The following is a 26791-nucleotide window of genomic DNA, read 5'->3' as shown; positions in this document are numbered from 1 at the left end:
CCAGCAGGTTAGCGCAGGACAACATGCATGGGAACGGGCCAATGCTTCGGCATCATGCCTTAAGCCCGTCACCCTGGCGAAAGCGGGCGCAGCTCTGGGGATTGGCGCCCGCAGATGGAAGGCGGGGTCCTGCTTTCGCCGGGCTGAAGCAACAAACCATGCCTACTCCGCCGCCTCCATGTAATTCGCCATGGGCGGGCAGGTGCAGACGAGGTTCCGGTCGCCGAAGACGTTGTCGACGCGGGCGACCGGCGGCCAGTATTTGTCGTTCGGATAGCCCTTCAGGGGGAAGAAGGCCTTCTCCTTCGAGTAGGGGTGCTTCCAGTCACCCAGCAGAAGGCGGTGGGTGTGAGGCGCGTTCTTCAGCACATTGTCGAGTCTGTCTGCCTTGCCCTCCTCCACCTCGGCGATCTCCTTCCTGATCTCGATCATCGCGTCGCAGAAGCGGTCGAGCTCGCGCTTCGATTCCGACTCGGTCGGCTCGATCATCAGCGTGTCGGGCACGGGGAAGGACATGGTGGGGGCGTGGAAGCCATAGTCGACGAGCCGCTTGGCCACGTCCTCCACCGAAAGCCCCGTGCGCTCCTTCAGCCAGCGCAGGTCGATGATGCACTCATGCGCCACGAAGCCGCCAGGCCCCTTATAGAGCACCGGGAAATGCGGATCGAGCCTCCTGGCGATGTAATTCGCGTTGAGGATCGCCATCATCGTCGCGCGCTTCAGCCCTTCGCCGCCCATCATGGCGATGTAGGTCCATGAGATCGGCAGGATCGAGGCCGAGCCCCAGGGGGCGGCGGAGACCGCACCCTGCGACTGGTCCTTGCCCGCCGCGGGGTTGACACCCGTAACGACGCCATGGCCCGGAAGGAAGGGCGCCAGGTGCGCCTTGACGCCGATGGGGCCAACACCCGGGCCCCCGCCGCCATGCGGAATGCAGAAGGTCTTGTGCAGGTTCATGTGGCAGACATCCGCCCCCAGCTCGGCGGGACGCACGAGACCAACCTGCGCATTCAGGTTGGCCCCGTCGAGATAGACCTGCCCGCCATGGGCATGGACGATGTCGCAGATCTCCCTGACCGCCGTCTCGAACACGCCATGCGTCGAGGGATAGGTGATCATCAGCGCGGCGAGACGGTCCTTGTGCTCCCCGGCTTTCTTCCCGAGGTCGGCCACATCGACGTTGCCGTGCTCGTCGCAGGCCACGACAACCACCTTCATGCCCGCCATGACGGCCGAGGCGGGGTTGGTGCCATGGGCCGAGACGGGGATCAGGCAGACGTCGCGCTGCGTGTCGCCGCGCGAGTCGTGATAGCCGCGGATGGCGAGGAGGCCCGCATATTCGCCCTGGCTGCCGGCATTGGGCTGCAGCGACACGGCGTCGAAGCCGGTGATCTCCGCCAGCATCTCCTCCAGCTCCTCGAAGAGCTGCTGGTAGCCCTGCGTCTGTTCCAGCGGCGCGAAGGGATGCAGCATCGAGAAGGAGCGCCAGGTGACGGGGATCATCTCCGTCGTGGCGTTGAGCTTCATGGTGCAGGAACCCAGGGGAATCATCGCCTGATCCAGCGCCACGTCCTTCACCTGCAGGTGGCGGAGATAGCGCAGCATCTCGGTTTCCGAATGATACATCGAAAACACCGGATGCGTCAGATAGCCCGACGTGCGGCGCAGCGGCTCGGGGATCGTCTCCCGCACCCTGGCGTCGATGGCGTCGATCGACACGCGCTCCAGCGCATCGGTCTTGAACACGGTCAGCAGCCGCTCCAGTTCCTGCCGGCGGATCGACTGGTCGAAGGAGACGCCAAGGTGATCAGCATCGACAAAGCGAAGGTTGATGCGCCGCTCCTTGGCCTTGGCCCACAGCGCATGGGCACGTCCCGGCGCATGGATGGTCACCGTGTCGAAGAATGACTTGGTCACCACCCCGTAGCCGAAGGTGGCGACGGCATCGGCGAAGATTTCCGCCATGCGGTGCGTGCGCTCGGCCATTTTCCGGATACCCTTGGGCCCATTGTAAACGGCGAACATGCCGGCGATGACGGCAAGCAGCACCTGCGCCGTGCAGATGTTGCTGGTGGCCTTCTCGCGGCGGATGTGCTGCTCGCGTGTCTGCAACGCCATGCGCAACGCACGGTGGCCCTCGGCATCGACCGAAACGCCGATGACGCGGCCGGGCATCGAGCGCTTGTATTCGTCCCTGGTCGCGAAGAAGGCGGCATGCGGGCCGCCATAGCCCATGGGCACGCCGAAGCGTTGGGCCGAGCCGATGGCGATGTCCGCACCGAGCTCGCCGGGCGGCGTCAAGAGCGCGAGGGCCAGAAGGTCGGTGGCCATGATGGCCAGCGCGCCGACGCCGTGAAGCCTGGAAATGACGCCGCGCCAGTCGCGGACCTCGCCGGAAGAACCCGGATAGGAGAGGAGTGCGGCAAAGACGGTCTCAGGCTTCAGGTCCTTCGCGGGATCGCCGATGATGACGTCATAGCCAAAGGCCCGCGCGCGGGTCTCGATCACGCCGACAGTCTGCGGGTGCGTGTCGCGGTCGATGAAGAAAGTGTTGGCGGCGGTCTTCGCCACGCGCCTCGCCATGCTCATCGCCTCCGCCGCGGCGGTGCTCTCGTCCAGGAGCGAGGCGTTGGCGATCTCGAGGCCGGTCATGTCGATGACCATCTGCTGGAAGTTCAGCAGCGCCTCGAGCCGGCCCTGGCTCACCTCCGCCTGGTAGGGCGTATAGGCAGTGTACCAGCCGGGGTTCTCCAGCACGTTGCGCAGGATCACCTTGGGCGTGACGGCGCCGTAATAACCCATGCCGATCATCGAGACATAGACCTCGTTCCGCTCCGCCATGGCGCGGAGATAGGACAGCGCTGTCCGCTCCGGCATGGCCTTCCTGAGTTCGAGCGGCCGCTTCGTGCGAATGTTCTCCGGCACAACGCGGGCAATGAAATCATCCAGGGACCTGGCGCCGAGGCTGCGCAGCATCCCGGCGGTATCGGCCTCATCCGGTCCGATGTGGCGGGCAATGAAATTGGCGCCGGGTTCGAGCTCGGCGAATGTGGGGCGGGTGGCCATGTGCATCATCCGTTCACCAGTCTGTCATAGGCGGTCTTGTCCATCAGCCCGTCGAGCTCGGCCGGGTTGGACAGCCTCACCTTCATGAACCATGCGCGGGCCTCCGCATCGCGGTTGACCAGCGCCGGGTCGCCTTCGAGTTCCTTGTTCACCTCGACCACTTCGCCCGAGACCGGCACATAGACTTCGCTCGCGGCCTTGACGCTTTCGACCACGGCGGCCTGATCGTGCGCGGCCACCTTCTTGCCGATGGCGGGGAGTTCGACGAAGACCACGTCGCCCAGCTGCTCCTGCGCGTGGTTGGTGATGCCGATGGTGGCGATGCCGTTCTCGACGGTCACCCACTCATGGTCCTTGCTGTATCTGGCAGACATCGGGAGAGGCTCCTAGCGTTTGAAGCGGTTGGGAATGAACGGAAGGGAGACGATCGCGGCGGGCAGCGGTGTCCCGCGCACAAGGAGATTGATTTTCGTGCCCGGCGCGGCGCTTGCCGTTTCGACATAGCCCATGGCCACGGGGCCATTGACCGAAGGGCCGAAACCGCCCGAGGTGATCTTGCCGATCGCGCGGCCCGACCGATCGGTGATGACCGTGCCGTCACGCGCCGGCGCCCGGCCCTCCGGCCTGATGCCGACGCGCTTCTTTGCCGCGCCATGGCTCAGCTCCTCCTGCACGCGGGCCCAGCCGGTGAAGCCGCCTTGCGCGCGGCGGCGCTTCGGGATCGACCAGGCGAGACCGGCCTCGACCGGCGAGATGGTCTCGTCCAGCTCATGGCCATAGAGGCAAAATCCGCCTTCCAGCCGCAGCGAATCACGCGCGCCGAGCCCGACGGGCCTCACCAGCGGGTCCGACAGCAGCAGGCTCCACAGTTTCGGGGCATCGGCATTCGCCACCGAAATCTCGAAGCCGTCCTCGCCGGTGTAGCCCGAGCGCGAGACCTGCGCGCTGATGCCGCCGATCTCCACGTCGGCATAATGCATGAAGGCAATGTCCTTGACGGCAGGCGCCAGCTTTGCCAGCGCCTCCTCCGCCTTCGGGCCCTGCAGCGCCACCAGCGAGAGATCGTCGCGCCGCGTGAGCGCCACGCCGGCCGGAAGATGCTTCTGCATCCAGGCGTAGTCGTGCTCCTTGCGGCCGGCATTGACGACGGCATAGAGCGTGCCGTCCCTGGCGTGCCGCGTGATCATCAGGTCGTCCAGCGTGCCGCCGTCTTCGTTCAGGAACTGCGAATAGCGCTGCTGGCGCGGCTTGAGGCCCAGCACATCGGCGGGCACGAGCGCCTCCATGGCTGTCGCAACGGCCTCGAAGCTCCTGCCCTCGAGGAGGCACTGGCCCATATGGCAGACGTCGAACAGGCCCGCATTCCCGCGCGTCCAGTTGTGTTCGGCGATGATGCCGGAAGGGTATTGCACCGGCATGTCATAACCGGCGAAGGGCGCCATGCGGGCCCCCAGCTTCACGTGTTCGCCGTGGAGGGATGTTCGTTTGGGAGCGTTCTCGCTCATCTCAATCACGTCTCCGGACAAAGTCTGGCCAGACCCGGCGAAACCGGATCTGCCCCCTCTGTACGAGACCTGAGAGATTTCACAGGCCAGTCACTCCGGTGCTGGCTGCTTTGCTCCTTCGGTGAGCGGGCGCTGTCGAAGACCCGCTGCTCTCCAGAGTTCGACCTTACGCCCTGCCGGTCCTTCTGCCTGAGAGTTTCCGGGGCGGTTGCTCCTTCGGCGCCGGTGCGACCCGGTCTCTTCCGCACAGGGCGCTGTGCTGAACGGGATGCAACCTAAGCTCATCCGCATCCAAGTCAAGTGCGCCTGACGTCAGACCTGCTCTGCGGAAAAGGCGCCGGGCGGGCGGGTTTCGGCGCGGGTCCCGGTCATTGGGGGGATTTGGCGTGGCGGCTGGCGGGGCGTCAGGCGGTGGATGGTTGACATCGCGGCCGCGCCCCCGCATCTCTTGGGCCATGAGCAAGCCGCCTCTCAAGATCCTTCTCGCCGCCCCGCGCGGCTTCTGCGCCGGGGTGGTGCGGGCGATCGACATCGTGGAGCGGGCGCTGGCCCTCTATGGTGCGCCGGTCTATGTGCGCCACGAGATTGTGCACAACAAGTTCGTGGTCGATGGGCTGAAGGCCAAGGGCGCCGTCTTCGTCGACGAGCTGGACCAGATCCCCGATGACGGCCGGCCGGTGGTGTTCTCCGCCCATGGCGTGCCGAAATCGGTTCCCGCGGCGGCAGCCGCGCGCCACATGTTCCAGCTCGACGCCACCTGCCCGCTCGTCACCAAGGTGCATATGGAGGCGCAGCGCCACCATGCCGAGGGCTTCGGGATCATCCTCGTCGGCCACGGGGGCCACCCGGAGGTGATCGGCACCATGGGGCAATTGCCGCCGGGTGCCGTGGTGCTGATCGAGACGGTGGAGGACGTGGCGAAGCTCGAGGTGAAGGATCCGCGGAAGCTGGCCTGGGTCACCCAGACCACGCTGTCGGTCGATGACACGCGGGACGTGATCGCGGCACTCCAGGCGCGCTTCCCGGCGATCAGGGGCCCCTACAAGGAAGACATCTGCTATGCCACCACCAACCGGCAGGAAGCGGTGAAGGCCATCGCGCCGCGGGTCGAGCTGCTGCTCGTGGTGGGTGCGCCCAATTCATCCAATTCGCGCCGCCTGGTCGAGGTGGGCGAGCGGAACGGCACGCCGCGCTCCATGCTGGTGCAGCGGGCGTCCGGGCTGGACTGGCCCGCGCTTCAGGGCCTCTCCACCATCGGGATCACGGCGGGGGCCTCCGCGCCGGAGCTGCTGGTGAACGAGATCATCGAGGCCTTCCGCGCGCATTATGACGTCACCGTCGAGACGGTGACGCTGCGCGAGGAGAATGTCTCCTTCAAGCTGCCGCGGGAACTCCGCGAGGCGGCCTCCCCGGCATGACGGCGAACAAGGTGATCATGCATACGGACGGGGCCTGCTCCGGCAATCCCGGCCCCGGCGGCTGGGGCGCAATCCTCGACTACAACGGCACGCGCAAGGAACTCTCCGGCGGCGAGGCCAACACCACCAACAACCGCATGGAGCTGATGGGCGCGATCTCTGCACTCGAAGCCCTGAAGCGCCCTTGCGACGTGGAGATGCATGTCGATTCGCAATATGTGAAGGACGGCATCACCAAGTGGATCCACGGCTGGAAGGCGAACGGCTGGAAGACCGCCGGCAGGAAGCCCGTCAAGAACGCCGAACTCTGGCGGCGCCTCGACGACGCGCTGAAGCTGCACAAGGTGAGCTGGCGCTGGGTGAAGGGCCACGCCGGGAATGACGACAACGAACGCGCCGACGAACTGGCGCGCGAAGGCATGGCGCCGTTCAAGAGAAGGTGAGGCTTTCGCCCCAGTTTTCCGTACTCTGTCCTTCACCTTGCCCCGGCTTGACCGGGGCATCCTTTTCCGGTCGAACCAAAAAGGATCGCCCGGTCAAGCCGGGCGAAGGTGAGAGTCCTGTTCACGGCAGCGGTGAGCTACGTCCTCCGCTTCGCCACGTCCTCCGCCATGGGGCACAGGATCTCGAACATCATGGTGACGCCCGCATGCGCGGTCACGCCTGACGGGTCAAAGGGCGGCGACACCTCCACCACATCGCCGCCGACGATGTGCAGTCCCCGCATCTCGCGCAGCATCGCCTGAGCCTGGAACGTCGTGAAGCCGCCGATTTCCGGCGTGCCGGTGCCGGGGGCATAGGCGGGGTCGAGGCAGTCGATGTCGAAGCTCACATAGGTGGGGCCGTCGCCGACGATCCTGCGGGCTTCCGCCATGATGGCCCTGGGGCCCTTCTCCATCGCCTCCTCGATCCGCACGAGGCGCACGCCCATCTTCTCGCCCCATTCGAAATCGTCAAGGTCATACATCGAGCCGCGGAGGCCGATCTGGATCGTGCGTTTGGGGTCCAGCACGCCCTCCTCGATGGCGCGGCGGAAGGGCGTGCCGTGCGTATATTTGAAGCCGCCGAAATAGCCGTCATACAAATCCGTGTGGGCGTCGAAATGGATCATGCCCACGGGCTCCGTCCCGCCCAACGCGCGCAGCACGGGCAGCGAGCAGAGGTGATCGCCGCCCGCCGACAGCGGGCGGATGCCCTTGGCGACGAGCTTCGTGAAGTAGGTTTCCACCCGCGTCAGGCTGTCCATCACGTCAGCCGGGTTCACCGGGCAGTCGCCGAGGTCGGCGATGTTGGCAAGCTGCGAGGGCGCCACATGCGAGGTCTGGTGCATGGGGCGCACCATGGAGGACATGTCGCGCATCTGGCGGGGCCCATGGCGCGGCCCCGGACGGTTTGTCGTGCCGCCGTCCCACGGAATGCCCACGAGGCCGATGTCGATCCCCTCCGCCTGATCGAGGTCCACATGCGGCATGCGCATGAAGGTGGCGATCGCGCCGAAGCGCGGGGTGACCAGCCCGGAGAGGGGCTTGTTGAAATCGGCCATGGCGGATTGTCCCGGTTCCTGATTGGCGTGGCGAAGCTTGTGGGTGTCATGATGATACGGCGGGCCATTCTTGCGCAAGGGCCAGGGCCCCGGCTAAAGAAGACCATGAGCAGGGATTTCGACATCATCGTCATCGGCGGCGGCATCGCCGGCGCGTCCGTCGCGGCCCACCTCGCGGAGGACCGCCGCGTCGCCATCTGCGAGATGGAGGAGCGGCCCGGCTACCACGCCACCGGGCGCTCGGCGGCCATGTATGAGCCCAATTACGGCCCGCCCCCCATGCTGGCGCTGACGCGCGCCTCCGGGCCGGAATTCCGGGCGGGCGGCTTCCTCGCGAAGCGCGACACGATCTTCTTCGCGCCGCCGGAGCAGGAAGCGCAGTTCCGGCGCCTGATGGGCCTGCAGAAAGGCATGCGCGAGATTTCGGTGGCCGCCGCCAAACAGCGCTTCCCGCATCTTGTCGACGGCTATGCCGCATTCGCCGTGCTGGACGAGCATACGGCGGACATCGACGTCGACGCGCTGCACCAGCATTACCTGAAGCTGTTCCGCCAGAGGGGCGGCGCGCTGCATTGCGGCCATGGCGTGACCGGCCTCGAGAAGAGAGGCCAGTGGACGCTGACCGCCCGGGGCGAAACGCTCCGTGCACCGATCATTGTGGATGCGGCGGGCGCCTGGGGCGACGCGGTGGCGGAGATGGCGGGGCGAAAGCCCATCGGCCTTCAGCCCATGCGCCGGTCGATGGCGGTGACGCCCGGCCCCGGGGGCGGGGATTTCATGACGTGGCCGATGGTGGGCGACGTGGGCGAGACCTGGTACTGCAAGCCGCAGTCCGGGAAGCTGCTCATTTCTCCGGCGGAGGCCACGCCGGTGGACCCGCATGACGCCTATGCCGACGACATGGCGCTGGCCGAGGGCATCGCGCGCTTCCAGGAGGCGGTGAACTGCGAGGTGACACGCGTCGAACGCACATGGGGAGGCTTGCGCTCCTTCGCGCCCGATGGCTGCCCGGTGGTGGGCTATGACGGCAAGGAGGACGGCTTCTTCTGGCTGATCGGCCAGGGCGGCTATGGCATCCAGTCATCCCCTGCCCTGTCGCGGCTGGCGGCCGCGCTGGTGCGCGGAGACGCTCCGCCTGCGGACATCATGGACGAGGGGCTGGCGCTGGCCGGGATGTCGCCGGAGAGGTTTGCTTGACTTTCGTCTTCTCCCGCTTCAGCGGGAGAAGAAGGGCCCCGTTGCGGAACGCAACGGGAAGATGAGGGGAAGTCAAGGCACGGCCTGCCGCATGGTGCGCACGTCCCCTCACCTGCCCCAACTGCGTTGGGGCCCCCTCCTCTCCCGCCAAAGCGGGAGAGGACGCGTGCGGCAACTAACTTGCCAGCAGCGGGAATTCCGGCGCGTCCATCACCGCACCATGGGCGAGCGTCACGCCCCTGAAGGGCGGCGAGGTGTTGATGCCCTCGCGGCGCGCGTACCTCACATTGTCGCCCATCAGGCGCAGCGAGAAGGCGCGGCGCTGGTCGACCTTGCTGTTGTTGGCGGGGGCGCCATGCAGCGTAAGATAACTGAAGGCCACCGCATCGCCCGGCTCCAGCGCCCAGCCCAGGACGTTGAACTTGTCGCGGTTGTTGTCGATGTCCGGCACCGGCTCCAGACCGTCGTTCTCGTTGAGTGCGGTCTTGTTGAAGCGCTCCGGGCGGTAATACTTGCCGGACGTGTGCGAGCCCGCCACGAATTCCAGCGTACGCTCACGCAGAACGCTGTCGAGCGGGATCCACAGCGACACGGTGTCGGTGCCGTCCACGCAGTAATAGGGCTGGTCCTGGTGCCAGGGGGTTGGAACGTCCGCACCCGGTTCCTTGACCAGCACATGCTCGTGGAAGAGGCGGACGGTTTTCGTGCCCATCAGCTCGCGGCCCAGTGCGGCGGCATCCGAATTGAAGATGAAGTCCCGGTATTCCGGGATGCGGTCCCAGTTGCAGTAATCGCCGACAAATCGGCCCGCCCCGCCCTTGCCCTGGTAGATCTTCACGTCCGCCGAGGGCTCGGCCAGATTGCGGTCCACACCCTTGCGGAGCGTCTCCACCCAGGCGGTGAACACCCCACGCAGCACGCAGGCACCGTCGCGGCGGAAGGCTTCGATGGTTTCGGGCGGAATACGGCTCGGCATGGCGGAACTCCTTGGGATCAGGGCATTCTGCCAGCCCGGGCGGGCGGCGTAAACCGTTCCGCATTTTGCCTCTTTTGATCGAGGCCAATTTTCGTGCTTGAGTGCTGATACGCCCCCGGAGGGCGGGTAAAAAGACGACAGGGAGTAATTCATGAAAATCAGGATTCTGCTGGGCGCGGCTCTGCTCGCCTCCAGCATGCTGGCGGCAAATGCCGCCGAGGCCGCGAAAACGCTGGTCTATTGCTCGGAAGGCTCGCCGGAGAACTTCACCCCCGCCATCAACACCACGGGCACCAGCTTCGACGCCGCCCGCCCCGTCTATAACCGCCTCGTGCAGTTCACCCCCGGCACCACGGAAGTGGAGCCCGCGCTTGCCGAGAGCTGGACCGTGTCGCCCGACGGCCTGACCATCACCTTCAAGCTTCGTCCGGGCGTCAAGTTCCATTCGGGCGTCAACGGCTTCACCCCCACCCGCGACCTTACCGCCGAGGACGTGATCTGGTCCTTCGACCGCCAGTCGAAGCCGGACCATCCCTATGCCAAGATCTCCGGCGGCTCCTTTGACTATTTCAACGACATGGGCATGCCGGACCTGCTGGAGTCGATCACCAAGGGCGACGACGACCTGACGGTCATCTTCAAGCTGAAGAAGCCCAATGCCCCGATCATCGCCAACCTGGCGATGGACTTCGCCGCCATCCAGTCGGCCGAATATGCGAGGTACCTGCTCGACAAGGGCACGCCCGAACAGTTCGACCAGATTCCGGTCGGCACCGGTTCGTTCGAGTTCGTGGCCTATCAGAAGGATGCGGTGATCCGTTTCAAGGCCTTCGACGGCTGGGCCGGAAAGCCGAAGATCGACAACCTCGTTTATGCCATCACGCCGGATGCGACCGCGCGCTATGCGAAGCTGAAGGCGAATGAGTGCCAGGTGATGATCGCGCCGAACCCGGCGGATCTCCCCGAAATCAAGAAGAACCCGGACGTCAAGGTTCTGGAGCAGGCTGGCCTCAACATCGGCTACTATGCCATGAACAACCTGAAGCCGCCCTTCGACAACAGGGAAGTGCGCAAGGCCTTCGCCATGGCGGTCGACCGCGATGCCATTCTCAAGGAAGTCTATCAGGGGGCTGGCCAGAAGGCCACGAACCTGATCCCGCCGACCATGTGGTCCTATGACGAGAGCATCGAGGGCGTCGAATACAACCCCGAAAAGGCGAAGAAAATGCTGGCCGATGCCGGCGTTAAGGACCTGAAGATCGACATCTGGTGGATGCCGGTGCAGCGCCCCTACAACCCCAATGCCAAGCGCATGGCCGAAATGATCCAGGCCGACCTCGCCAGGATCGGCGTGGAATCGACGCTGGTCTCCTATGAGTGGGGCGAGTACCGCAAGCGCATGCAGGCCGGCGAACACATGACCGGCATGCTGGGCTGGACCGGCGACAACGGCGACCCGGACAATTTCTTCGGCGTTCTGCTGGGCTGCAACAGCGAGGGCAAGCCCAACAGCAACAACATTCCGAAGTGGTGCAACGCCAAGTTCCAGGACGTGGTGAACAGGGCTGTCCAGATCACCGATCAGAACGAACGCGCCAAGCTCTACAAGGAAGCGCAGAAGATCCAGGCGGAGGAGATGCCGCAGCTCAACATCGCGCATTCGACGGTCTATGAGCCCATCCGCACGAATGTGAAAGGCTACAAGGTGAGCCCGCTCGGAGCCCACGAATTCCAGAACGTGGAACTCGAATAAAAACGGCGCCGCCCTTCTCCCGGCCGAACCGGGGGAAGGGCTTTTCTGTCCGGCGCCCGGCGGGCGTTACACGCGGGTTCACATGATCCGGTTTCTCCTCAGGCGCCTGGCGCTCACCATCCCGACATTCATCGCGCTGATGTTCATCACCTTCGTGATGGTCCGCCTGGTGCCGGGAGACCCCATCGAGGTGCGCCGCGGCGAGCGCGGCATCAGCCCCGAGCGGCTGGCGCAGCTGCGCCACGAAATGGGCCTCGACCAACCGGTGTGGAAGCAGTTCCTCGATTATGCCAATGGCCTGCTGCATGGCGACTTCGGCACTTCGCTGGTCTCCAAATCGCCCGTGCTGCATGAGTTCTTCACCCTCTTCCCGGCGACGGTGGAATTGACCCTCACCGCCATGCTCTTTGCCGTGGTGCTGGGGGTTCCGGCCGGCGTCATCGCCGCCTCGCGGCGCGGCGGCTTCTATGACCAGACGCTGATGGGCCTGGCGCTGACCGGCTATTCCATGCCGATTTTCTGGTGGGGCCTGATCCTGGTGCTGGTCATGTCCAACACGCTGGGCCTGACGCCGGTCTCTGGCCGCACCGACCTCATCAACTACTTCTATGATCCGGTGACGGGATTCGCGCTGATCGACTCGCTGCTCTCCGGCCAGGAGGGCGCCTTCGGGGACGCCGTGCATCATTTGATCCTGCCGATGATCGTGCTCGGCACCCTGCCGCTCGCCGTCATCGCGCGCATGACGCGCTCCTCCATGCTGGAAGTGCTGGAGGAGGATTACGTCAGAACGGCGCGGGCCAAGGGCCTGTCCTGGACGCGCGTCGTCGGCGTCCATGCGCTGCGCAATGCGCTGATCCCGGTCGTCACCGTCATCGGTCTGCAGGTGGGCGGGCTGCTTGCCGGCGCGGTGCTGACGGAGACGATCTTCTCCTGGCCCGGCGTGGGCAAATGGCTGATCGAGTCGATCAACCGCCGCGATTATCCCGCACTGCAGGGCGGCATCATGCTGATCGCCACCATCGTCATCATCGTCAACCTGCTGGTCGACATGCTCTATGGCCTCATCAACCCGAGGATCCGCCATGCCAGGTGACGCGAGCCTTCCGGCCGCCGCCGCAGCACCCGCCCCGCCCGGACCCTTCCGCGCCTTCTGGCGGGCCTTCCGCGAAAACCGCGGGGCCGTGCTGGGCCTCGCGGTGGTGGGTTTCATCCTGTTCGTCGCCGTCTTCGCGCCCTTGCTCGCCCCCTACAGCCCGATCGAGCAGTTCCGCGGCTTCTCCAAGCTTCCGCCCTTCTGGGTGGAGGGCAGCGATCCCAGATTCATTCTCGGCACCGATGCGGTGGGCCGCGACATGCTCTCGCGCCTGATGTATGGCGCGCGCGTCTCGCTATTCATCGGCCTGTCCGTCATGGTGGTGTCGATGGTGGCGGGCGTGGCGCTGGGCCTTTCGGCCGCCTTCTTCGGCGGCATCATCGACGTGATCATCATCCGCGTCATGGACCTGATCATGGCCATCCCCTCGCTGGTGCTGGCGATCCTGATCATTGCCATCATCGGTCCGAACCTCGCCAACACCATCGCCGCGGTGACCGTGGTGGGCCTGCCGCGCTATGTGCGCCTGGTGCGCGCCTCGGCCCTGACCGAACTCACCAGGGATTATGTGACGGCGGCCAGGGTCTCCGGCGTCGGCAGGTTCCGGCTGATGACGGTGACGGTGCTGCCGAACTGCCTTGCACCCCTGATCGTGCAGGCCGCCTTGGGCCTCTCCGACGCCATCCTCGAGGCGGCGGGCCTGGGCTTCCTCGGCCTTGGCGCGCAGCCGCCGACGCCGGAGTGGGGCGCCATGCTGGCCGACACGCGCGACCTCATGCTGTCCCACCCCTGGGTCATGGCATTCCCGGGCCTCGCCATTCTCACCACCGTGCTGGCCATCAACCTGATGGGCGACGGCTTACGCGATGCGCTCGATCCGCGGCTGAGGAGGAGCTGAGATGGCCATGCTCGAGATCGAGAATCTCACCGTCGGGTTCAAGACGGGATCGGGCTATTTCCGCGCCGTCGATGGCGTGAGCCTCGCCGTCGACAAGGGCGAGGTGCTGGCCATCGTCGGCGAGTCTGGCTCCGGCAAGTCCGTCTCCATGCTGGCGGTGATGGGCCTCCTGCCCTGGACCGCGAAGGTGACAGCCGATCGCATGACCTTCGAGGGCCGCGACCTGCTGAAGCTCGCCGCCAGCCAGCGGCGCAGGATCATCGGCAAGGACATCGCCATGATTTTCCAGGAGCCGATGTCGAGCCTCAACCCGTGCTTCACCGTGGGCTTCCAGATCATGGAGACGCTGAAGGAGCACCTCGACATGGGCAAGGCCGAGCGCAAGGCGCGCGCCGCCGAACTCCTCCGCCTTGTCGGCATTCCCTCGCCGGAGCAGCGGCTGCGGGCGTTCCCGCACCAGCTCTCGGGCGGCATGAGCCAGCGCGTGATGATCGCCATGGCGATTGCCTGCAACCCCAAGCTTCTGATCGCCGACGAGCCGACCACAGCACTCGACGTCACCATCCAGGCGCAGATCCTCGACCTGCTCGTCAAGCTGCAGAAGGAAACCGGCATGGGCCTCGTGCTCATCACCCACTCGATGGGCGTGGTGGCGGAAACCGCCCGGCGCGTCTCGGTGCAATATGCCGGTCAGAAGGTGGAGGAGCAGGCGGTGAAGGACCTGTTCCGTGACCCGCACCACCCCTACACCGCCGCCCTGCTCGCGGCGCTGCCGGAGCGCGCCACGGGCCGCAAGCTGCCCTCGATCCCCGGCGTGGTGCCAGGCCAGTTTGACCGGCCCGCGGGCTGCCTGTTCGCCCCGCGTTGCGCGCTTGCCACCGAGCTCTGCCGCGGCACAAAGCCCGCGCGCCTCGATGGCGCCTTGTGCCATTATCCGCTGCATGACGGCGTGCCGCGGAACCACCCCGGACGGGAGAAGGCGGCATGAGCATCGTCGTCACCGCCCACGACCTGACCCGCCATTACACTGTCTCCCGCGGGGCCTTCTCAGGTTCAGCCACGCTGAAGGCGCTGGATGGCGCGAGCTTTTCGATCGGGCGCGGCAAGACTCTGGCCGTTGTCGGCGAGTCCGGCTGCGGCAAGTCGACCCTCGCCCGCCTCATCACCATGATCGAGCTTCCCACCTCGGGCTCGCTCAACATCGGCGGCGAGGAGATCGTGGGGGCTTCCGCGGCAACGCTGAGGGCGCTGCGCGCACGCGTGCAGATCGTGTTCCAGAATCCCTATGGCTCGCTCAACCCGCGCCAGAAGATCGGCCACGCGCTGGAGGAGCCGCTGCTCGTCAACACCAGGATGAGCGCGAAGGAGCGCACCGGCAAGGCGCGCGAAATGATGGCGGCTGTGGGCCTCAGACCCGAGCATTACGACCGTTATCCGCACATGTTCTCTGGCGGCCAGCGCCAGCGCATAGCGATCGCGCGCGCGCTGATGCTGGACCCGGAACTGCTCGTGCTCGACGAGCCGGTGTCGGCGCTGGACGTGTCGATCCAGGCGCAGGTGCTGAACCTGCTGGCCGATTTGCAGGAGCGGCTGAATCTCGCCTATCTGTTCATCAGCCACGACCTGTCGGTTGTGCGCCACATCGCGGACGATGTGATGGTGATGTATTTGGGCCGGGCAGTGGAGCACGGACCGCGCGACGCGGTGTTCGACAACCCGCAGCACCCCTATACCAGGGCGCTCTTGTCGGCGACGCCGCGGCCCAACCCCGAGCGCAAGCGTGAGCGCATCGTGCTCACGGGCGAGCTGCCTTCGCCCATCAACCCGCCTTCGGGCTGCACCTTCCACACGCGGTGCCCGTGGGCGTTCGAACCGTGCGCGCGCGCCAATCCGGCCTTGCTTGCGCATGGCGGAAGCCTTGTGGCATGCCATGCGGTGAACCCGCCCGAGCCGTCAACGAAAGCAGCCTGACATGCCGCAACGCGCAGAACTCTCGACCGGCGAAGCCCTCGTCGGCCTTCTCGAAGCCTATGGGGTGGACACCATCTTCGGCATTCCGGGCGTGCATAACGTCGAGATGTACCGCGCGCTGCCGCGCTCGGGCATCAGGCACGTGCTGGCGCGCCACGAACAGGGCGCGGGCTTCATGGCCGACGGTTACGCGCGCGCTACGGCCAGGCCCGGCGTGTGCTTCACCATCACCGGGCCCGGCCTCACCAACATTCTCACACCGCTGGGCCAGGCGTGGTCCGACTCGAGCAACGTGCTCGTCATCTCCTCCGCGCTCGACATCCGCGATTCGGCGCAAGGGCGCGGGCGGCTGCACGAGATGATCGACCAGCGCGGCGGCGCCGCCGCGGTGACGGCGCTCACGTTCCGCTGCCACACGCCCAAGGACCTGCGCGATGCGGTGGCGGCGGCCTTCGCGCATTTCGCCAGCCAGCGGCCGCGCCCCGTCTATATCGAGGCGCCGCTCGACCTGCTGAAGGAACCCGCGGGCGAAGGCTGGACGGCGCGCGGCCTGCCCAAGCGGCCCGCGCCCAATGCCGGGCAGACCGCGGCGGCCGCCGCCAGGCTCAACGCGGCGAAGAAACCGCTGATCCTGCTGGGCGGCGGTGCGCTGGGTGCGGGCAAGGCGGCCGTCGGGATTGCCGAAAAACTGAAGGCGCCGATCATCACCACCACCGCCGGCAAGGGGGCCGTTCCCACCGGGCACCCGCTGTGCCTTGGCCAGGTGATGGCGCGCGGGGGCTTCTGGACGCTGGTGGCGGAGTCGGACGCCATTCTCTGCGTGGGCTCGGAACTCTCCGAGACAGATCACTGGAACAACGCGCTGGCGATCGGGAAAAACCTGATCCGGATCGACCTCGACCCCGCGGTGATGGCGCGGCCGCACACGGCCGATATCGCCATCCTCGGCGACGCGCGCGAGGCGCTGGAGCTCATCGCGAAGGACATCACGGACAGGAAGGGCAAGGCCGCGGCGAGTTTCGACATGGGCGAGCCGGATGCGCTGCGCGCCATGCTCACCAAGGTCCTCGCGGTGATCCGCAAGGAACTGCCGGAGGAGACGGTGATCTGCTCCGACATGACGCAGATCGCCTATGCGGCGAACGAGGTGTTCCCCGTTTCCATGCCGCGCACCTGGCTGCACCCCGTGGGCTTCGGCACGCTGGGCTTCGGCCTTCCCGTCGGCATTGGCGCCAAGTTCGGCGTGGGTGACCGGCCCGTTGCCGTGCTGATCGGCGATTATGGCATCCAGTATACGGTCAACGAGCTCGGCACGGCCGCCGAGCACAAGCTGCCCATCGTCATCCTGATGTGGAACAACAATGCGCTGGGCGAGATCCGGGACGACATGGTGCGCAAGGGCATCCAGCCCAATGCCGTGACGCTGATGAACCCTGACTTTCAGGCGCTTGCCAGGGCCTACGGCGTCAATGCCGAACAGCCGAAGGACCTGAAGGCGCTGGCCGCCGCCATCGCCAGGGCGCTGAAGGCCGAGGGTCCGACGCTGATCGAGATGACGCCGCGCATGGTGGCGGGATAGGTCAATCCTAGTTGAAGAAATTAGTCCTTGACAGCGCGCGCTCGATATGCTGGAGAGGCGCGAACTCCAGAATTGGGTCTTGCGACCCTTCAGCCTCCATCATGCCCGGGCTTGTCCCGGGCATCCTTTTCGGCGGACGGCAAAAAAGATCACCGGGACAAGCCCGGTGATGATGAGCGGTGGGAAGTGAGCGCCGGTGGACGAGAGAGCGTGGAGACACGCGGGCAAAATTCAAAGCATCGCCGGGACAGACCCGGCAACGGAACGGTAGGGAATGGGACTGCAATTGGAATTTTACGCGAACACAACACACAAGAGACCGGAGCGGTGCCCAAGGGAAAGACACCGCCCGGCAAAGGCCTTACATCTTCGGCATGATCACCGCGTCGATCACATGGATCACGCCATTGTCGGTCACGATGTCGGCCTGGATGACCTTGGCGCCGTCAACCATGACGCCGTCCTTGCCGTTGACGGAGATTTCGGAACCCTGGACGCTCTTGACCATCAGCTCCTTGCCGGCGACGTCTGCGGCCATCACCTTGCCGGGGACGACGTGATAGGTCAGGATGGCGACGAGCTTGTCCTTGTTCTCGGGCTTCAGCAGGGTTTCGACCGTACCGGCCGGCAGCTTGGCGAAGGCTTCATCCGTGGGGGCGAAAACGGTGAAGGGGCCCTGGCCCTTCAGCGTGTCAACAAGGCCCGCGGCCTGGACGGCGGCAACCAGGGTCTTGAAGTTGCCGGCGGCGACGGCGGTGTCCACGATGTCGGCGGCGAAAGCCTGGGCCGAGAAGGCAAAGCCCGAAACGGCAATGGCGGCGGCGGCGGCGAGATTGCGAAGGCGCTTCATTGGTGATCTCCATGTGTCACAATTGACAATGCGGATTACGGCTGCATTTCCCAACCGGTTTACGCGCGGAAAATCACGAATTCGTTTTCCATGTTTGATGATCCGCCGCGGCTCTGACATAGTCCCGCCGGAGCCTGAAACAATCGGACCGAGGGGGGCCTGAAAGCTTATGACGCCAGAACCGAAGGAGACGCGGAGCCAGTTTGCAATTCTGAAGCGCCGGAGTTTCCTGGCCCTGTTCGTCACCCAGGCGATCAGCGCCTTTAACGACAATGCGGTGCGCAACGGCATCGCCATTCTCATCACCTACGACCTGGCGGTGCGCTTCCATTTCGACGCGGCCTTGTTCGTGCAGGCGGGATTGGCTCTGTTCATGGCGCCCTATTTCCTGTTCTCGGCCATTGCCGGGCAGCTTGCCGACAAATATGACAAGGCGAAAGTGGCGCGCTGGGTGAAGCTGTTCGACCTTGCAGCCATGGTGTTCGGCGGCCTGAGCCTCTATCTCGAAAACCCATACATGCATCTCACGGTGCTGTTTCTTGCCGGCACCACGGCGGCTTTCTTCGGGCCGCTCAAATATGGGGTGTTGCCGCAGTACCTGAAGCGCGAGGAGCTGATCGCCGGCAATGCGCTGATCGAGCTCGGCACCTTCGTGACCATTCTGCTGGGAACCCTTTATGGCGGCTTCCTGGTGCTGGAAGGCGTGGGGCGCGACATCCTCGCCATTTCCATCATCGTTCTGGCGGCGATCGCCTGGGGCTGCGCCTTCCTGATGCCACCGGCGCCTGGCGACAGCTCGATCAAGTTCGACTGGAACATTTACCGCGCCACGAAGAAGCTGCTCTCCTATGCGCGCGAGCGCGAGGACGTTTTCTGGTCGGTGATCGGCGCCTCGTGGTTCTGGTTCCTGGGCGCGGCCATCATGGCGCAGCTTCCCGTCTTCACGCGTGACGTGCTGATGGCGGACGACACGGTGGCCAATGCCTTCATCGGGCTGTTCACCATCGGCATCGGGGCGGGTTCGCTGCTCACCAACCGGCTGCTCAAGGGCGAGGTGTCGCCGCGCTACGTGCCGGTGGCCTCGATCATGATGACGGTGTTCCTGCTCGACCTGTATTTTTCGGCCGGGGCCGCGCATGAAGCGATGGCCGGTTCCTCGGGCGCCGGACTCGCGGCCTTCTTCGGCCACTGGCAGGGCTGGCGCGTCGGCATCGATCTGTTCTTCGTCGCATTCTTCGGCGGGCTTTATGCCGTGCCGCTCAATGCCATCATGCAGCACCGCGCCGTGCCGTCGCGGCGTTCGCAGGTGATTGCGGCCAACAATGTGATGAACGCCATCTTCATGATCGTCTCGGCCGTCGCGGGCGCTGTGCTGCTGAAGTTCATGTCGGCGCAGGCCTTCTTCCTGCTGCTGGGGCTGTGCAACGCCGTCGCCTCCATTTTCGTGGCGCGGCTTCTCACCCAGGAACTCACCGCCTCCATCGCGCGCTTCGTCTTCCGCGTCTGCTACCGCGTGGAGGTGAAGGGGCTGGAGAACTACAAGGCGGCGGGAAGGAAGGCGGTGATCGTGGCGAACCACACGTCCTTGCTCGACGGGCCCCTGCTCTCGGCCTTCCTGCCGGATCGCGCGAGCTTCGCCATCGACACCCACGTGTCGCAGGCGTGGTGGGCCAGGCCCTCCTTCATCCTGTTCAAGATGATCCCGATCGACCCCACCAACCCGATGGCGCTGCGCCTGCTGGTGGACGAGCTGAAGAAGGGCCGCAGGGTGGTGATCTTCCCGGAAGGCCGCCTCACCGTCACCGGCGCGCTGATGAAGGTATATGAAGGCCCCGGCGCCATTGCGCAGATGGCGCGCGCGCGGGTGCTGCCGGTGCGGATCGACGGTGCGCTCTATACGCCCTTCTCGCGCATGCGCGGCAAGCTGCGGCTCCGGTGGTTCCCCAGGATCACCATCACCTTCCTGCCGCCGGTGAAGTTCAATGCGCCGGATGGCCTCAAGGGAGCGGCGCTGCGCCAGCACCAGGCGAACAAGCTTTATGACGTGATGGCCGACATGGTGTTTCGCACCTCGCAGATCGACAGGACGCTGTTCCAGTCGCTGCTCGACGCGCGCCACATTCATGGCCGCGGCCACAAGGTGGTGGAGGACATCGCGCGAAACCCGGCGAGCTACGACCGGCTGGCGATGGGAAGCTTCGTCCTCGGCCGCCGCATGGCGGAGATGACGCCGGGCCAGAAGAACGTCGCGGTGCTGCTGCCCAATTCCATCGGCTGCCTGCTGACGGTCTTCGGCCTGCACGCTTTCGGGCGCGTGCCGGCCATGCTGAATTTCTCCACCGGCGCGGTGAACATGGCGGCGGCCTGCAAGGCTTCGCAGGCTTCGACCATTGTGACCTCCAGGCGCTTCATCGAGGCGGGCGGGATGGAGCAGGACCTTGCGCTGGTCTCCGCGGGCCGCATGGTGATCTTCCTTGAGGAACTGCGCGAGGGGCTGACCTTCACGGACAAGCTCTATGGCCTGTTCGCGCGCTATTTCTCGAAAACCGCGCTGCGCATGGCGGGGGCTTCGAACGATCCCAATTCGCCCGCCGTGATCCTGTTCACCTCGGGCTCGGAGGGCCTGCCCAAGGGCGTGGTGCTGTCGCACCGAAACCTGCAGGCCAACCGCTATCAGGCGGCGGCGCGCATCGCCTTCACCGCCTCCGACATCGTGTTCAACGCGCTTCCCATGTTCCACGCCTTCGGGCTGACGGGCGGCGCGCTGCTGCCCGTGCTGGCTGGCGTGCGCACCTTCCTCTATCCATCTCCGCTGCATTACAAGATCGTGCCCGAGCTGTGTTATTCCACCAATGCCACGGCGCTGTTCGGCACCGATACATTCCTGATGGGCTATGCGCGGAGTGCGCATCCTTACGACTTCTTCAACCTGCGGCTGGTGGTGGCGGGCGCGGAGCGGGTGAAGCCCGAAACGCGCGAGGCCTGGATGGAGAAGTTCGGCCTGCGCATTCTCGAAGGCTATGGCGCCACAGAATGCTCGCCAGTCATCGCCGTGAATACGCCCATGCATTTCCGGACCGGCACGGTGGGGCGGCTGCTCGACCAGATCGAGTGGCGGCTGGAGCCGGTGCCGGGCATCGAGGAGGGCGGGCGGCTTTTCGTCAAGGGGCCGAACATCATGCTGGGCTACCTGCGCGCCGAGAATCCGGGCGTGATCGAGGCGCCGCCCGATGGCTGGTATGACACGGGCGACATCGTGAAGATCGGCGAGGATGGCTTCGTCACCATCCTGGGCCGCGCCAAGCGCTTCGCCAAGATCGCGGGCGAGATGGTGTCGCTGGGGCTTGTCGAGCAGATGCTGGCGGAGGCCTTCCCGCAGGCGCAGCACGCGGTTGTGGCGGTGTCGGATGCGAAGAAAGGCGAGCAGCTCGTGATGTTCACCACCGACGCGGCGATCGATGCGCGGGCGGTGCAGGAGAAGCTGAAGGAAGCCAATGCCACGGCGCTGATGGCGCCGCGCAATGTGATCGCGCTGACGGAGCTGCCGCTGCTGGGGTCGGGCAAGACGGACTACCAGACGCTGAACCGCATGGCGCGGGAGCAAGTGAAGCCTTAGGGATAAGCGTTACTTCGGCTGCATCCCTCGATTCATCATCCCGGCCTTCGCCTGGATGACGGGCTTGAGCATGATCCGCAAATGTGGAACCCGCTTTTGCGATCAGATCATGCTCTGGGAAACTGCGTGGGCGGTGAGAGCCGCGTGATGTTTCACGTCGTCTCCCGTTGAGGCGGGCGAGGACGAAAGTCTACTGCGCGGCTTCCAGCAGCGGCTCGACGAGCTCGGCCTCTGCCACCACCTCTTCGGCCTTGCGTGGCGCTTCCTCGGGGATGCGGAAGACGTTCCAATGCCAGAGCTTGCGGCCGAGCTCGGGAATACCGGTGGCCCACGAGACAAGCGGCGCGAGCATGAGGGCGCCAGCGATAGGCGACAGCCACAGGAAGGTGGCCCAGGAAATGTGGAAGGCCAGCACGCCGAATGCAATACCCGCCAGCACGTGCAAGGCATGGACGCGGGCGCAGGCCTTGAAGGGCATGGCCTGGTCGTCACGGTTCTGGGCGTTCCAGCCGGAGTCGCGGCCGATCATCACATCCGCCACCACGCGTGACTGGATCAGCATCATGATTGGCGAGAGCAGCATGGAGACGAAGGTTTCCGCCAGCACGCTCTTGAGGAGGCCGATGGCGCCGCCGCAGCCCTTGCGGAGTTCACTGTCCTTCAATGCGAGGATCAGCGCCAGCAGCTTCGGCAGGTAGAGCACGACGAAGGTGATGGCGAAGAGCCTGAGCGCCAGTTCGGGGTCAAACACCGGCCAGTCCGGGAAGAGCGAGAAGCTGTCCGGAAAATAGTTGGGCGTGGTATGGCGCGCCACGGTGGCGAGCAGCAGGCCCGCCAGCAGCAGCATGAGCCACAAGGGCGAGGCGAGGTAGGACATGATGCCCTGAACGAGGTGCACGCGGCTGACCCAGTGAAGGCCGCTGGCGCCGGCGATCTTCATATGCTGCAGATTGCCCTGGGCCCAGCGCCGGTCACGCGTGGCGAGGTCGATGAGGCAGGGCGGCGTTTCCTCGTAGGAGCCGGCGAGGCCGGGCAGCATGTAGACGGCCCAGCCGGCGCGGCGGATGAGCGCGGCCTCGACGAAGTCATGGCTCAGCACATGGCCGCCGAAGGGCTTGCGGCCCTGGAGCTCGGGAAGGCCGCAGGCCCCGGCGAAGGCCTTTGTCCGGATGATGGCGTTGTGGCCCCAGTAATTGCCGTCACGCCCATGCCAGGCGGAAAGCCCCGCGGCCACCAGCGGGCCATAGACGCGGCCCGCGAACTGCGTCATGCGCGCAAACGGCGTCCAGCGGTTCTGGAGGAGCGGCAGCGACTGGATGATGCCGGCCTTCGGGTCCGCCGCCATGGCGCGGGCCAGCGTGATCATGGCCCCGGCCGACATGTCGCTGTCGGCGTCGAGCACGATCATGTGGTCGTAAGCGCCGCCCCAGCGGGTGACGAAATCGGCGATGTTGCCCGCCTTGCGGTGATGGTTGTTGCCGCGGCGGCGGTAATGGACCTTGACGGCGGGTCCAAGCTGACGCTTCAGCCATTCACAGGCATCGGCCTCGGCGGCGGCGATGTGGTCCTTGCGGGTGTCGGACAGCACGAAAATGTCGAAGTGGCGGGCGACCCCCTCGCGGCGCAGCGCGAGCCCTATGCGCGAGAGGGCGGCGAAGACGCGCTCCGGATCTTCGTTATAGACGGGCATGAGGAGGGCCGTGCGGCCCATCTCGCAGGTCTCCGCGAGCGGCGGCAGCCTGGCCCTGCCGAACAGCAGCACGAGGAAGCCGAGGATGGCGCTGGCGCAGGAGAAGGCGATCCAGGCGAAGGTCAAGGCGAAGAAACTGGCGAAGAGCACCTGTAGCGTGGTGACGTTCACCGGGCTGATGACCTGATACATTTTCCAGGTGCCGAGGCCGGTGATGAGGAGCGAGGCGCCGAACACGAAGAGCCTGGCCAGCGTGACGCCGCGCGGATTGCCGGCGGACGCGGGCTTGCCTGCCCAGGCGCGCAGGTTCTGCACGGGCATGGCGAGCGGCGCTTCCGCCGGTGTCGCGCCGGTCAGCTTCTGGTCCACCGGAACAGCCATGTTTCGCTCGCCCTGATGTCGCCGCGCTTCAGCACGGCGCGCAATTCCGCAACATCTGCTCCACTGACATTGTGCTCGAAGGCAAGCCGTGTGGTCTTCGCGACGTCGTTCTTAACGATGTGCACATTCGAGATGGTCCCCGCGGAAGCCGTGACATCCGCCGCAATGTCACCGGTCAGATCCCCGCCGGCAAATTCGAGAACGTAAAGCCGCAAATCCGGATCATAAGATGGCGGATCGGCTGTGAAATTCGGGTCCGTGCCGGCGCCCGAGAACACCGTCCGCGCCACCGGCAGGTCATCCGGCCAGTCGAGGCTCCAGTGCAGGCGGTAGACGTAGGAATAGCTCTGGCCCTGCTTCAGCCCGTCCTTGGGCTGCCAGAACGCCACGATATTGTCGTTGGACTCAAGGAGCGTTGGAATTTCGTAGAGTTCCACGTCGCCCTGGCCCCAGTCGCCGATGGGCTCCGCCCATAGGCTGGGGCGCTTTTCGTAGCGCGCCTCAAGGTCCATGAAATCGCGGTAGTCGCGCTTTCTCTGCATCAGGCCGAAGCCCCTGGGGCTCTGGTCGATGAAGGCCGAGACCTGCAGCGTCCTGGGGTTGGCGAGCGGGCGCCACAGCCATTCCCCCGCGCCGGTCTGCATCATCAGCCCGTCCGAGTCATGGACCGCCGGGCGGTAGTCATCGACCGGCCGGCTGAGGGAGTCGAGCAGGAACATCGACGTCATCGGCGCGATGCCCACATGCGCGATGTCGCGGCGGGGGTAGAGGGTGAGTTCCACATCGATCTGCGTGTCGTCGCCCGGCTTGATCGAGAACTTATAGGCGCCGGTGACCGAGGGGCTGTCGAGCAGCGCCTCGACCACGATTGTCGTGGCGGCCGCGTCTGGCTTGCGCACCCAGAAGGCCCGGAAGGCCGGGAACTCCTCGCCCTTGGGCTGTCCGGTATCGACAGCAAGGCCGCGGGCCGAGAGACCATAAATCATGCCCTTGCCAACGGCGCGGAAGTAGCTCGCACCCTGGAACACGACGAACTCGTCATTGTAATCCTGGGAATTGATCGGGTAGCGGAGCCTGAGGCCGGAATAGTGGAGGTCGGTCTTGCCGTCTGTCCTTGGCGCCAGCGGGCCGAAGGTGAAGAGGTCCGGGCTGTAGTTGATGCGGGCCTGCTCGCCGTCCTGGACCACGTGGACATCCACGGGGGCCGTGAACAGGAAGCCGGAGTGGAAAAGGTCGAAGGAGAACCGATGCGGCTCGCCCTTCCAGAACGACTTGTCCGGGTTGAAGCGGATGTCGCGGAATTGGTCGTAGGTGAGTTTCTCCCATCCCGGCGGCATGGCGATGCGCCTGTCTTCCCAGGGCTTCTGGGCCAGCGCCTCGGCCAGCTTGCGAACCTGATCCTCAGCGAAGGGGGACCGATCGACGAACAGGCCGGCGGGCGCGTCCGCGAAGGCGGGAACAGCGCCCGCATGCAGCAACGCCATGGCCGCGCCAAGCAATGCCGCCGACCCCAGGAGCTGACGCCGTGAGAAGTTCATGCGCGGAAATTCCGGAAATATAGTGCAGCGCACAAAATATCCTAACCTCCAGAAATGTAAAGGCCCCTGACGGGGCCACCGGCGGCTGCTCGACCGCGGCCATGCCATGCGCCAGATCAAAAGCTTGAGCATGATCTCATCGCAAAAGCGGTTCCACTTTCGCGGATCATGCTCCAGGGCAGGTTTCGGTTCAGTGGAATCGAAACCTGCTTTATCTATTTGTTTTGTCGCATTTTCGACGGTCAACGGGTGTCAGCTCGACCTGAAAATGCTGTAAACGCGTGGCCAAACAAGGGTTTCCAAGATGAAATTTGCGCAAGTGACGGAGCGGCTCAACGGTCTGGGCTCCGAAAAATGGGCCGTTCACATCGCGGGCAAGCGCCGCGCCGCGGAAGGCGAGCCGGTGATCTTCCTGTCGATCGGCGAACCTGACGCGCCGCCCCCCGCCGCCATTCTGGACGAGGCCAACCGGCAGATGCAGGCGGGCCGCATCGGCTATGCGGAGGGCCGGGGCGAGGCCAATGTCCGCCGCGCGCTTTCCCGCCTCTATACCCGGCAGACCGGCCGGGCGATCCACGAGGACCAGTTCATCTATCTGCCCGGCACCCAGACGGCGCTTTACGCCGCCATGATGACGGTGGTCGGCGAGGGCGACGAGGTGCTGATGGCGGACCCCTATTACGCCACCTATGAAGGGGTGATTGCCGCCGCCGGGGGCATTCCGGTTCCGGTCAGGGCCGACCCGGACCAGGGCTTCCACCTGAAGGCGGCGGACCTTGAGAAACACATCACGCCCAATTCCCGCGTGCTGCTGATGAACACGCCATCGAACCCCACGGGTGCCGTGTTCACCCGCGCCGAGATCGAGAAGATCGGCAGACTTGCCGTGAAGCATGACCTGTGGATCGTCTCGGACGAGGTCTATGCCACGCTCACCTACGGCAACCATGTCTTCGCCTCGCCCTTCGATGTGCCGGAGCTGGAGAAGCGGACGATCGTGGTGTCGTCGATCTCGAAGTCGCATGCGATGCCGGGCTTCCGCTGCGGCTGGATCGCGGCGTCGCCTGAGTTCTGCGACCGCTGCATTCCGGTGACCGAGACCATGCTGTTCGGCTCGCAGCCCTTCCTTGAGGACGCGATGGCCTTCGCGCTCGACAACCATTTCCCCGAGCTCGACGCCATGAAGGCCAATTACGAAAAGCGGGCGCGCGCCCTGGTGAAGGCGCTCGAAGGCTCGAAAAGCGTTTCCGCCCGCATGCCGGGGGGCGGCATGTTCGTGATGGTGGACGTGCGCAGGACCGGGCTTTCCGGCGAGGACTTCGCGTGGCGGCTGCTGACGGAGGAGAACGTCGTCACCATGCCGGGCGAAAGCTTCGGCAAAGGCGGCGCCGGGCACCTGCGCGTGGCGCTGACGGTTGGCATCGACGATATCACCGAGGCCTCGCGGCGCATCGTGAGGCTGGCGGAAAAGATTTGATCCGCTCCCGTTGCCGTCAACCCCGGCTTTGGTTCGGCATATCTGGAACGCGGGGTCCCGGCTTGCGCGGGGACGACACCCTTTAGTACTACAGTTGCGTCTGCGTGGTGAGTCTTGCGCGGTAGTGGGCCTCGGCGGCATGGGCTTGGTGAACGCGCCGCCAGAGTGACCAACTGAACACGAAGGCGCGTTTGACAGGTGGCGGAAATACAAGCCGCGCCAGGATGGTCTTGATCT

The 26791-nt window shown here is 65.4% G+C and carries 19 protein-coding genes and 2 riboswitches; of the genes, 11 read left to right on the top strand and 8 right to left on the bottom strand.

Annotated elements, in window-relative coordinates; translation table 11 throughout:
• Nucleotides 1-162: 162 nt before the first annotated feature.
• The 3 genes from gcvP to gcvT are packed head-to-tail and all read right to left on the bottom strand — an operon-like array spanning nucleotide 163 to nucleotide 4571.
• Nucleotides 163-3066, bottom strand: coding sequence for an aminomethyl-transferring glycine dehydrogenase (gcvP, locus tag IOC69_RS03185; protein WP_290542082.1), 2904 nt, complete (start codon nucleotides 3064-3066; stop codon nucleotides 163-165).
• Between the two features lie 5 nt (nucleotides 3067-3071).
• Nucleotides 3072-3440, bottom strand: a complete 369-nt coding sequence (gene gcvH, locus IOC69_RS03180) for a glycine cleavage system protein GcvH (protein ID WP_290542081.1) — start codon at nucleotides 3438-3440, stop codon at nucleotides 3072-3074.
• A 12-nt stretch (nucleotides 3441-3452) separates the two neighbouring features.
• Nucleotides 3453-4571, bottom strand: coding sequence for a glycine cleavage system aminomethyltransferase GcvT (gcvT, locus tag IOC69_RS03175; RefSeq protein WP_290542080.1), 1119 nt, complete (start codon nucleotides 4569-4571; stop codon nucleotides 3453-3455).
• 48 nt (nucleotides 4572-4619) lie between these two features.
• Nucleotides 4620-4738, bottom strand: a riboswitch (glycine riboswitch).
• Nucleotides 4739-4827: riboswitch (glycine riboswitch) on the bottom strand.
• 199 nt (nucleotides 4828-5026) lie between these two features.
• On the opposite strand from gcvT, the gene ispH reads away from it, so the two are divergent.
• Together ispH and rnhA are read left to right on the top strand one after the other, a co-directional pair.
• The gene (ispH, locus tag IOC69_RS03170) at nucleotides 5027-5989 is read left to right on the top strand and encodes a 4-hydroxy-3-methylbut-2-enyl diphosphate reductase (protein ID WP_290542079.1); all 963 of its coding nucleotides are present in this window, start codon (nucleotides 5027-5029) and stop codon (nucleotides 5987-5989) included.
• Nucleotides 5986-6432 (top strand): ribonuclease HI, encoded by a 447-nt coding sequence (rnhA, locus tag IOC69_RS03165; protein WP_290542078.1) that lies wholly within the window; start codon nucleotides 5986-5988, stop codon nucleotides 6430-6432. The genes ispH and rnhA overlap by 4 nt, the downstream gene beginning before the upstream one ends.
• A gap of 137 nt (nucleotides 6433-6569) precedes the next feature.
• Here rnhA and speB read toward each other — a convergent pair whose 3' ends face one another.
• The gene (gene speB / locus IOC69_RS03160; protein ID WP_290542077.1) at nucleotides 6570-7532 is read right to left on the bottom strand and encodes an agmatinase; all 963 of its coding nucleotides are present in this window, start codon (nucleotides 7530-7532) and stop codon (nucleotides 6570-6572) included.
• 105 nt (nucleotides 7533-7637) lie between these two features.
• On the opposite strand from speB, the gene IOC69_RS03155 reads away from it, so the two are divergent.
• Nucleotides 7638-8729 (top strand): FAD-binding oxidoreductase, encoded by a 1092-nt coding sequence (locus tag IOC69_RS03155; protein WP_290542076.1) that lies wholly within the window; start codon nucleotides 7638-7640, stop codon nucleotides 8727-8729.
• A 175-nt stretch (nucleotides 8730-8904) separates the two neighbouring features.
• Here IOC69_RS03155 and IOC69_RS03150 read toward each other — a convergent pair whose 3' ends face one another.
• Nucleotides 8905-9705 (bottom strand): phytanoyl-CoA dioxygenase family protein, encoded by an 801-nt coding sequence (locus tag IOC69_RS03150; protein WP_290542075.1) that lies wholly within the window; start codon nucleotides 9703-9705, stop codon nucleotides 8905-8907.
• Between the two features lie 151 nt (nucleotides 9706-9856).
• Here IOC69_RS03150 and IOC69_RS03145 point away from each other — a divergent pair, with 151 nt between their 5' ends.
• The 6 genes from IOC69_RS03145 to IOC69_RS03120 all read left to right on the top strand — a co-directional run bounded on the left by IOC69_RS03145 (nucleotide 9857) and on the right by IOC69_RS03120 (nucleotide 17002).
• A complete protein-coding gene (locus IOC69_RS03145) occupies nucleotides 9857-11458 on the top strand; it encodes an ABC transporter substrate-binding protein (RefSeq protein WP_290542074.1) in 1602 nt (533 codons plus the stop codon).
• Nucleotides 11459-11540: 82 nt separating this feature from the next.
• Nucleotides 11541-12554, top strand: coding sequence for an ABC transporter permease subunit (locus tag IOC69_RS03140; RefSeq protein ID WP_290542073.1), 1014 nt, complete (start codon nucleotides 11541-11543; stop codon nucleotides 12552-12554).
• Entirely contained in the window at nucleotides 12544-13452 is a 909-nt protein-coding gene (locus IOC69_RS03135; protein ID WP_290542072.1) for an ABC transporter permease subunit, read from the top strand. The genes IOC69_RS03140 and IOC69_RS03135 overlap by 11 nt, the downstream gene beginning before the upstream one ends.
• Nucleotide 13453: 1 nt before the next feature.
• Entirely contained in the window at nucleotides 13454-14440 is a 987-nt protein-coding gene (locus tag IOC69_RS03130; protein ID WP_290542071.1) for an ABC transporter ATP-binding protein, read from the top strand.
• Complete coding sequence (locus IOC69_RS03125; RefSeq protein WP_290542070.1) at nucleotides 14437-15423, top strand: peptide ABC transporter ATP-binding protein; 987 nt, start codon at nucleotides 14437-14439, stop codon at nucleotides 15421-15423. The genes IOC69_RS03130 and IOC69_RS03125 overlap by 4 nt, the downstream gene beginning before the upstream one ends.
• A gap of 1 nt (nucleotide 15424) precedes the next feature.
• The gene (locus tag IOC69_RS03120) at nucleotides 15425-17002 is read left to right on the top strand and encodes a 5-guanidino-2-oxopentanoate decarboxylase (protein WP_290542069.1); all 1578 of its coding nucleotides are present in this window, start codon (nucleotides 15425-15427) and stop codon (nucleotides 17000-17002) included.
• Between the two features lie 361 nt (nucleotides 17003-17363).
• Here IOC69_RS03120 and IOC69_RS03115 read toward each other — a convergent pair whose 3' ends face one another.
• Nucleotides 17364-17852 carry a fasciclin domain-containing protein gene (locus IOC69_RS03115; RefSeq protein WP_290542068.1) on the bottom strand — a complete coding sequence of 163 codons (489 nt, stop codon included), beginning with the start codon at nucleotides 17850-17852 and terminating at the stop codon, nucleotides 17364-17366.
• A gap of 169 nt (nucleotides 17853-18021) precedes the next feature.
• Here IOC69_RS03115 and IOC69_RS03110 point away from each other — a divergent pair, with 169 nt between their 5' ends.
• The gene (locus IOC69_RS03110) at nucleotides 18022-21468 is read left to right on the top strand and encodes an acyl-[ACP]--phospholipid O-acyltransferase (RefSeq protein ID WP_290542067.1); all 3447 of its coding nucleotides are present in this window, start codon (nucleotides 18022-18024) and stop codon (nucleotides 21466-21468) included.
• 190 nt (nucleotides 21469-21658) lie between these two features.
• On the opposite strand, the gene mdoH is transcribed toward IOC69_RS03110, so the two are convergent.
• Together mdoH and IOC69_RS03100 are read right to left on the bottom strand one after the other, a co-directional pair.
• Complete coding sequence (gene mdoH, locus IOC69_RS03105) at nucleotides 21659-23539, bottom strand: glucans biosynthesis glucosyltransferase MdoH (RefSeq protein ID WP_290542066.1); 1881 nt, start codon at nucleotides 23537-23539, stop codon at nucleotides 21659-21661.
• Nucleotides 23512-25077, bottom strand: coding sequence for a glucan biosynthesis protein (locus tag IOC69_RS03100; RefSeq protein ID WP_290542065.1), 1566 nt, complete (start codon nucleotides 25075-25077; stop codon nucleotides 23512-23514). Before IOC69_RS03100 ends, mdoH begins: the two co-directional genes overlap by 28 nt.
• A gap of 304 nt (nucleotides 25078-25381) precedes the next feature.
• Between IOC69_RS03100 and IOC69_RS03095 the strand changes: the two genes are divergently transcribed.
• Nucleotides 25382-26554, top strand: coding sequence for a pyridoxal phosphate-dependent aminotransferase (locus IOC69_RS03095; protein ID WP_290542064.1), 1173 nt, complete (start codon nucleotides 25382-25384; stop codon nucleotides 26552-26554).
• The last annotated feature ends 237 nt before the right edge of the window (nucleotides 26555-26791 follow it).

The organism is Aestuariivirga sp., assembly GCF_020252405.1.
GTDB lineage: Bacteria > Pseudomonadota > Alphaproteobacteria > Rhizobiales > Aestuariivirgaceae > Aestuariivirga.
This window is presented reverse-complemented; position numbering and strand designations above follow the sequence as displayed.